This window comes from Mesorhizobium sp. M1A.F.Ca.IN.020.04.1.1 (assembly GCF_003997315.1).
Classification (GTDB): Bacteria; Pseudomonadota; Alphaproteobacteria; order Rhizobiales; family Rhizobiaceae; genus Mesorhizobium.
Window position 1 is genome coordinate 1 of record NZ_RZSN01000227.1, and the last position, 7,809, is coordinate 7,809.

At 64.2% G+C, this 7,809-nt stretch carries 10 protein-coding genes; all 10 read right to left on the reverse strand.

All coding sequences use genetic code 11. The features are described from left to right. Positions 1 to 591 (reverse strand): ABC transporter permease subunit (locus EOA49_RS28680; RefSeq protein ID WP_245460828.1); only part of this gene is annotated, 591 nt, incomplete at its 3' end. 77 nt (positions 592 to 668) lie between these two features. Further along, positions 669 to 1,703, reverse strand: coding sequence for an amino acid ABC transporter substrate-binding protein (locus tag EOA49_RS28685; RefSeq protein WP_127241751.1), 1,035 nt, complete (start codon positions 1,701 to 1,703; stop codon positions 669 to 671). 85 nt (positions 1,704 to 1,788) lie between these two features. After that, on the reverse strand, positions 1,789 to 2,736 hold the full coding sequence (locus EOA49_RS28690; RefSeq protein ID WP_127241750.1) for a LysR substrate-binding domain-containing protein: 948 nt from the start codon (positions 2,734 to 2,736) through the stop codon (positions 1,789 to 1,791). 83 nt (positions 2,737 to 2,819) lie between these two features. Further along, positions 2,820 to 3,569: an SDR family oxidoreductase gene (locus EOA49_RS28695; RefSeq protein WP_127241749.1), complete on the reverse strand. Its 750-nt coding sequence runs from the start codon at positions 3,567 to 3,569 to the stop codon at positions 2,820 to 2,822. Positions 3,570 to 3,580: 11 nt separating this feature from the next. Next, the gene (locus EOA49_RS28700; protein WP_127241748.1) at positions 3,581 to 4,291 is read right to left on the reverse strand and encodes an SDR family oxidoreductase; all 711 of its coding nucleotides are present in this window, start codon (positions 4,289 to 4,291) and stop codon (positions 3,581 to 3,583) included. Between the two features lie 280 nt (positions 4,292 to 4,571). Beyond that, positions 4,572 to 5,360, reverse strand: coding sequence for a FadR/GntR family transcriptional regulator (locus EOA49_RS28705; RefSeq protein WP_164746953.1), 789 nt, complete (start codon positions 5,358 to 5,360; stop codon positions 4,572 to 4,574). Positions 5,361 to 5,436: 76 nt separating this feature from the next. Continuing rightward, complete coding sequence (locus EOA49_RS28710; RefSeq protein ID WP_127241747.1) at positions 5,437 to 5,784, reverse strand: RidA family protein; 348 nt, start codon at positions 5,782 to 5,784, stop codon at positions 5,437 to 5,439. A 13-nt stretch (positions 5,785 to 5,797) separates the two neighbouring features. Beyond that, positions 5,798 to 6,604, reverse strand: a complete 807-nt coding sequence (locus tag EOA49_RS28715; protein ID WP_127241746.1) for an SDR family oxidoreductase — start codon at positions 6,602 to 6,604, stop codon at positions 5,798 to 5,800. Then, positions 6,597 to 7,409 (reverse strand): shikimate dehydrogenase, encoded by an 813-nt coding sequence (locus EOA49_RS28720; RefSeq protein ID WP_127243497.1) that lies wholly within the window; start codon positions 7,407 to 7,409, stop codon positions 6,597 to 6,599. Before EOA49_RS28720 ends, EOA49_RS28715 begins: the two co-directional genes overlap by 8 nt. A gap of 3 nt (positions 7,410 to 7,412) precedes the next feature. After that, positions 7,413 to 7,809, reverse strand: a 397-nt coding sequence (locus EOA49_RS28725) for an NAD-binding protein (RefSeq protein ID WP_164749306.1), incomplete at its 5' end; no start/stop codon positions are given.

Sequence of the window (7,809 nt, forward strand, 5' to 3'; positions counted from 1 at the left end):
GCTGAGGCGCGTGGTCCGGCCCAGCCAAACCGGCAGCGCGACCGCGGCGATTACAGCAAGGAAAGCTGCCGCAAACGCGACGCCGCCGACATTGGGGACCGGGACATAGAGGCCGCGGCTGGTCAGCAGCATGCCGAAGGCCTCGTGCGCGGCGCGTGGCGTCGGCAGATGCGTAATGACGGCGTACCAGAAGAAGACCTGGAGGATCAGCGGGATGTTGCGGAAAATGTCGACATAGGTGCGGCCAAGCAGCCGCGCCAGCTCGTTCGAGGAGGTCCGCGCCAGGCCGACAATGGTGCCGACGATCGTCGCCAGGATCAGCCCGGTGCATCCCAGGAATAGCGTGTTGATGACGCCGATGAGGAAGAACCACCAGTAGGGGTCGTTGGCGGTGGCGGGCAGCAGCGAGAAGTTGACATCCCAGCCCGTCGACTTGAACAGGAAGTCGAAGCCGGAGGTGATGCCTTGCTGCGCCAGGTTCCGCCGGGCGATCATCACGCAGGCAAGGATCATCGCAGCAAGCGAGCCGACATAAAGAACCTGTAAAAGCGTATTGCGGACCCTCTGATTTCTTAGCAGGCTGACCATCATGGTCGTCCCCGAATTGTCGCCGGCTCCGCCTGGCGGTGCCAGGCGGAGCTCAGAGCGAGCTGCGTTGAGAGGTGGAGTCAGTCGATCACCAGCGGGAACAGGACGCCGCCATTGTTCCACAGGTTGGTCAGCTCGCGATCCATCTTGTAGGGCGACTCCTTGCCGAGATCGCGATCGAAGATCTCGCCGTAATTGCCGACCTTCTTGATCACGTTGTAGGCCCAGTCGTCAGGAAGTCCGAGACCCTTGCCCATGCCTGGCGCGGCACCCAGGAACTTGGCAACTGCCGGCGACGTGGGCTTGGCCTTGATCTCATCGACATTTTTGGACGTGATGCCTTCCTGCTCGGCGAAGAGCAGGGCGGAGAGCGTCCAGTTGGCGACGTCGACCCAGTTGTCGTCGCCTTGCCGCACGATCATGACCTCGGGTTCGACGGCGAGCACGTCGGGCAGGATCACGTGGTCGTCGACCTTGCCCTTGGCGACACGCGCGATTGCGAGAACTGGCCCCCACTGGGCATACATGTCGCAGCGCCCCGAAAAGTATGCTTGCTCGAGCTCTTCCGTCTTTTCGATGACGACAGGCTCCAGCTTGATCCCGACCTTCTGCGCATAGGCCGCGACCTGCTGCTCGATGGTCGTCCCCGCGGGGATGCAGATCGAGCCGCCATCGGCGTCCTTGAGCGACTTCAGATTGAGCTCCTTATGCGCCATCACCTTGGTCGTTCCGAGGTAATAGGACATCGAGTATTGCAGGCCGAGCTCGGTATCTCGGCTGAGCGTGCCGCCCGACGCCTTGATGATGATGTCGACGTCGCCCGACTGCAGCGACGGCCAGCGCTGCGCCCAGCTGATCGGGACGATCTTCAGCTTGGCCGGGTCGCCGAACACGGCGGTCGCCACCGCCTTGCAGAGGTCGATGTCCATGCCCTTCCAGTTGCCCTTGTCGTCTACCTCGGCGAAGCCGAGATAGGAGCCGTCATGGCCCGTGCAGTTGAGCACGCCGCGCGCCTTCACGGTTTCCAATGTCTTCCCGCCCGCCGCCTCGGCCGGCGCCGCAAAATGAACCAGGCCAAGGGCCATGGCTGCGGCCCCCCATTTCATCATTTTCATGTTTGTTGTCTCCACTGTTGAGGTTCACTTGTTCTTGTTGTTGGAGGCCCGAAACACGCTTCGGCCCTCGGTCGCGAAGCCGCTCCTAGTCGGAGAGCGGTGTCGGTTTCGGCAGAGAAAGCTTGAGGTCGCTGCCCCAATCCTGCTGGACGAGCCAGCGATGCAGGGCGGCCACCGCCTTCACGCGCAGATGCCCGCGCGGCATGACGAGGTAGAAGCCGGGGACTTCTTCCGGCTTCATGTCCGAGAGGGCTTCACGGCCAAGTGGCGCGACCAGCGCGGCCGACCTGAAGTCCTCCTCGGCATCGATGACGGAAACCAGGCCGACACCGATGCCTTGGAGCGTCGCACGGCGCATGGTGGCGGCGTCATCGAAGCCGATGCTGCGGTCGCCTTCAGCCAGTTCCACTCCGAGGTGCCGCAATATGTCGGGCCACAGCCGCTTCGACTTGACGGTGTCGAGCAGCGTGAACCGCGTCAGGTCCTGCGCCGACTTGATCTTCTCGCCGATCGCCGGGGTACAGCATATGATCTTCGGGTCCGGCACCAGCAGCGTGGTCTCGTAGTCCGGCCAGTTGCCATAGCCCCACTGCACCGTCATATCGATGTCGTCACGCCCGAAATCGGGCAGGTCGACCATCGTCGTCAGGCGCAGATCAGCGCCCGGCAGGATCTCGCGGAACAATGAAAGCCTGGGCAGCAGATAGTGCGTTGCGAAGTAGGGGCTCGCATTAAGATTGATGCGGTCCCGATAGTTCGATTTGGTGACGCGGCGAACGCCTTCGGAAAATTCGTCGAAGCCGGCTTTGACATAGTGCGAGAGCAAGATCGCCGACTCAGTCAGCTCGATCGAGCGCCCCTTGCGCTCGAACAGCGTCACCTGCAGCGTGTCTTCCAAAAGCTTGATCTGCTGACCGACGGCTTGCGGCGTCACCAGGAGCTCGTCGGCGGCCTGCCGGAAGCTCTTGTGCTGTGCGACGGCGTGGAAGACGCGAAGCGCATTGAGCGAAGGAAGGCGAAGCTTGCCGGTCATCGTGAAGTCCGCCTCCTTTCGTTCGTGACTCCGTTGATCATGCACTGCTGGATTTCAGACGCCGCCGGCTTCTGAAAATCGGTTCAGGCGTAGATGTAACCGCCTGAGACGATTACGTTTTCACCGGTCATATAGGTGTTCTTCGGGCCGCCGGTCATGAGCACCCACTCGGCGATCTCGGTCGGCTCGGCGCCGCGGCCGAGCGGGCTTGCCTTGGCCAATTCCTCGAGAAAACCGAGCGCCTTGGCCTTCTCGGTGGCCATGCCGGCGGGCGCGACGGAATTCACCAAAATCCCGTCCTTGGCGACGTGATGGGCAAAGGAGCGCGTGAGGCTGACGACGGCGGCCTTGGTCGCCGCATAATGGGCGTTCTGCGGATGCGCCTTGAAGGCGTCGACGGAAGTGAGGTTTACGATCCTTCCACGCACATGCGCTTTTGGCTCTTGCGACTGCATGTGGCGAACGGCCGCCACCATCATGTGGTACGTGCCCTTGATGTTGATGCCGTTGGAGGCGTCCCACTCGGCGTCGGTGATCTCGAGGAGCGGACGCCGAGGATAGATCGCGGCGCAATTGATCAGCGTGTCGACGCGCCCGAGCTTCGCGACAATGGCGTCGAAGGCGGCGTGACACTGCGGTCCGACCTGGATGTCGCAAGCTGCGGCAGCCGTGGGCAGGCCCTTGGCTTTCGCCGCGTCGAGAGCGCTCTCAGCGGCTTCCTGGTTGATGTCGATGATGGCGATCTTTGCCGCCCCGGCCTCCACAGCCATGCGGGCGAGAAGGGCGCCAAGGCCGGCGCCGCCGCCGACGATCAGAACGGAAAGATCCTTCATTGCAGTTTTCCTTACTTGGTGCCGCTGGGCGAGGTCGGCCAGGTCGGCATGATGTCGAAACGGGTAACGTCGGCCCATGCGGGGAGCGCCAGCACAGCGACGACCATCCTGCCCACGTCGTCCGGCTGCACTACTTTTCCGGCGTACATCGCCGCCCGGGCGTCGGCGTCGAGGACGCCTTTGTAGAGCTGCGTCTCGACCCGACCGGCGACGATCTCGGTGACGCGTATGCCGGACGGCGAGAGGTCGGCGCGCAAGGCAGCGGCAAAGCCGGAGATCGCCGCCTTGGTGGCCGAATATACGGCGATGTTGGAATAGGCCGCGTGGCCGGCGGTGGAGCCGGTGAACAAGATGTGGCCGGACTGGCGCTCGCGCATCTGCGGCACGACGAGGCGGGTGAGCAGGATCGCCGCGCTGAGGTTCACCTCCAACGTGGTGTCGATGTCTGCGATCGTCATGTCGGCGAAATTGCCGAGCGGCGGCATGATGCCGGCGTTGTTGATCAGTACATCGATTGTGAGATCGGCCAGGACCGATTCCAAAGCCTCGCGGTCGGTAACGTCAACGGCGATCGGCAGGATGCCCGGACGCTCGGCCTGCAGTTCTTTCAGCGCGGCCTGGCTGCGGCCGACCGCATAGACGTCGTAGCCGGCGTCGCTCAACGCGATGGCGATGGCTCGCCCAATGCCGCTCGTCGCACCTGTGATGAAGGCTGTCGTCACGTGGGCTTCCCCTTATTGCCTGATCTTCAGTCTGCGGCCTCGACCGGTGACGCGAAACCAAGAAAAGCAGCAAAAAGGAAAGATAAACTTTCGAGAGCCTTTCCGGCAGTTCAAACGTTCCACGCTGCCTGCGCGGCCTCCCACGCTGCGAACCAAGGGAAAATGATGTCTTCGGCGAGCGGGAGAGGATTCCCGGTCGTCGGTGGAACAAAAACACGGCTTTCGCTATGCACAGCAGGTCGCATTCGGTGCCGACTCGAAAGATCGACCCCGTCGCGCCTTACCCGGCCGTTGGTGCAGGCCTTTTCATTTCGGTGAAGAGCGAGGCTGCGGCGGCCTTTTGCTCCGCGTCGGTCGCCTCGACTCCGGAAGCCCGCGCCAGGGCTCGAACGCGCCCGAGGCTGTTGTGCAGATGCTTGCGCATGGCCTGGCGAGCCTTGCCGCCGTCCTGTCGTTCGATGGCATCGACGATGGCTTTGTGCTCGCTGTGGATGCGCGCGTAATAGCTGTCCTTCAGCGCTGGCTCGACGACGTAGCCGAGCTGGAAGCGCGGCACGATCATCGGTCCGAGATAGGCCAGGAAGCCATGGATGAATTCGTTGCGCGCGGCTTTGGCGATCGCGAGGTGGAAATCGTAGTCGTAGTGGATCTGGACGGCTGCCGGGTCCGCCTGCTGCGCGTCGATGTCATCCATCATGGCACGGATGTCGCTCGCCTCCTTGTCGGTGCGGCGTTCGGCGCATAGCCCGGCGGATTCGACTTCGACGCTCAACCTGAGCTCGAGCAAGGCGATGGTTTCCGGCAAGGTTCTCAGCGCCTCGTCCGGGATCGAGAAATTGCGCGGCACGGGCGTTTCGCTGACGAACATGCCGCGTCCCTGCTGCGGCACCACCATGCCCTCGGAGCGCAGCCGCGCCACGGCTTCGCGCACGACGGTGCGGCTGACATCGTATTCGGCGCAAAGCTCCGCCTCGGTCGGCAGTTGCGCGCCCGGCTGCAACTCACCGGAGCGGATTTTTTTTGCCAGGCTCTCCGCCACGAGGGTGGAAAGCGGCTTGCGCTTCGTCATTCAGGCCTTCCGTTCAAGTCCAGACTAGGGCCGTTCAAGTTCAGATTCGGGATGATGCCCGAACCGGCGAGACCATTCAAACCGCCGCGGTGACGATCAGTTCGACCAGCATGCCGGGCTTGGCCATCCGCCCCTCGCCGGAAGAGCGTGCCGGCGCATGCTCTTTCGGCATCCAGGCGTCCCAGACCGCATTGACCTCGTCGAAATCCCGCACGTCGTCCAGCCACATCTGGACGTGGAGGATGCGGGTCTTGTCGGTGCCTGCCGCGGCGAGCAGCGCATCAATCTTGGCGAGCACCTCGCGCATCTGGTCGGCCGCCGGTTGGCCCGGCCTGGCAACCTGGCCGGTCAGGTAGAGCGTGCCGTTGTGGATAACGCCATGATGGATGCGGGTGTCGAAGTCGAAGCGCTGGATATCGCCCACTGGTTCTTCCTCGTCAGATTGCCGGCGTCGGCCGGATGGGGTTGCCCTGCAGGTACTGCGCGTACGGCGCCTGGACGAGCCAGCCGGCATCGACGGGCAGCGTAACGCCGGTGATCGAGGCGGCACGGTCGGAGCAGAGGAACAGCGCCGCCTCGGCGACATCGCGCGGCTCGACGAAGCGGCGCAGCGCGGTGGTGGCCTGGATCGCTTCCGGGTTGCGTTCGCCCTTGGCGATCCTGGCCTTCAGCCCGTCGGAGAGGGTATAGCCCGGCGCTACGGCGTTCACACGGACTCCATGCGGGCCGAGTTCGGCAGCCAGGATCTGGGTGAGCGCCAGCACCGCATGCTTTCCGGGCGTGTAGGCCGGAAGCGACAGCGGCGCGAAGGAGGCGAGCGAGCCGACATTGAGGATCGCGCCGCGTCCGGCGGCCGACATCAGCCGGCCGAACAACTGGCAGCCAAGCAGCGTGCCGCGATAGTTGATCCGCCACATCTGCTCGTCTTCGGTGAGGTCCTGGTCGAGCACATGCTTGCCGCTCTGCAGGATGCCGGCGCAGTTGACCACGACATGAGGGGTGCCGAACGCATTGCTGACGTCTTGCGCCAGCGCCTCGACGGAAGCGGGATCGCCGACATCGGTCTGGACAAACACGGCGCGTGGGGCGCCGGCGCTCTCGCAGGCCTCGGCGGCTTCCTTGCCGCGGCTCGCGTCCCGGCCTGCGACGACCACCTGGTAGCCTTCCTCGGCGAAGCGCTCCGCAATAGCGCGGCCGATCCCGGACGTGCCGCCGATGACGACCGCGGTCGAAGCCTCAGCCATTGTGGCGCTCCTTTCGCTCGATGTCGAAGAATGCGGCCATGGCCTCGACCTGGAAATCCATCATCGGGCGTCCGGGCTGGATGCGGCAGCCGATCTCTTTCGCCGCCTTGAGCAGGGCCGTTTCGGCCGGCTCCATGATGATGTCGACCACGGTCATCTCCGGCGTCAGCTTGTTCACATCCATCGGCAGCGGATCGCCGGCCTTCAGCCCGGAGGGCGTCGCGTTGATCGCCATGTCCATTCCGGACGGATCGGGTTCGCCGACCTCGATGCGGCAATCGGGGAACGACCTGCTGGCCAGCGAAGCGAGCTTTTGCGCGCGTTCCCTGTCGATGTCGGCGAGGCGGATCTCCGTCGCGCCTTCCTCGGCGAGGCAGTAGGTCAGCGATGCGCCCGCACCGCCTGCGCCGACCTGGAGGATGCGCCGGCCGGCAATCCGGTGTCCGCCGGCCTTCAAGCCGTCGATGAAGCCGACGCCGTCGAAATTGTCGGCATACCAGGTGCCGTCCGCCTGCCGGCGCACGGAATTCGCGCTCTGCACGCGCGCGGCGCGATCGTGGGCGGCGGCGCATTTGTGGTAGACCGGGACCTTATAGGGCACCGAGATGATGACGCCGCGGATGTTCTCCGCCGCCGTGATGCCGGCCCAGAAAGTATCGAAGTCTTCCGGACGGCAGCTCAGCGGCACCATCAGGCTGTCGAACCCCTTCTGCTCGAAGATCTCGTTGAAGATGCCAGGGCTTTTCGCGTGGCCCACGGGATGGGCCAGCATGACGAAGACATCGGCCTTGCCGGTTCCGCGCATCGGTTATTCCTTTCCGTTTGACAGTTCATGATCGCTCAGGACCTCGAGAGCCCGGACGAGCGACGAGTGGTCTGCTTCCGCGCCGCCCGGGCGGGCCGCACAGGCATTCATCAGTTGCTGCGCCAGCGCCGTGCTCGGCAGGGCGGCTCCAAGCGCGCGGGCGCTTTCGAGCGCGAGGTTGAGATCCTTCTGGTGCAAGCGGATGCGGAAGCCCGGCGCGAAGGTGCGGGCGATCATGCGCTCGCCATGCACTTCGAGCACGCGGGACGAGGCGAAGCCGCCCATCAGCGCGCTTCGGACCTTCGCCGGATCGCAGCCCGCTTTGCTGGCAAAAACAAGCGCTTCGGCAACGGCTTCTATGTTGAGCGCGACGATGATCTGGTTGGCTATCTTGCAGGTC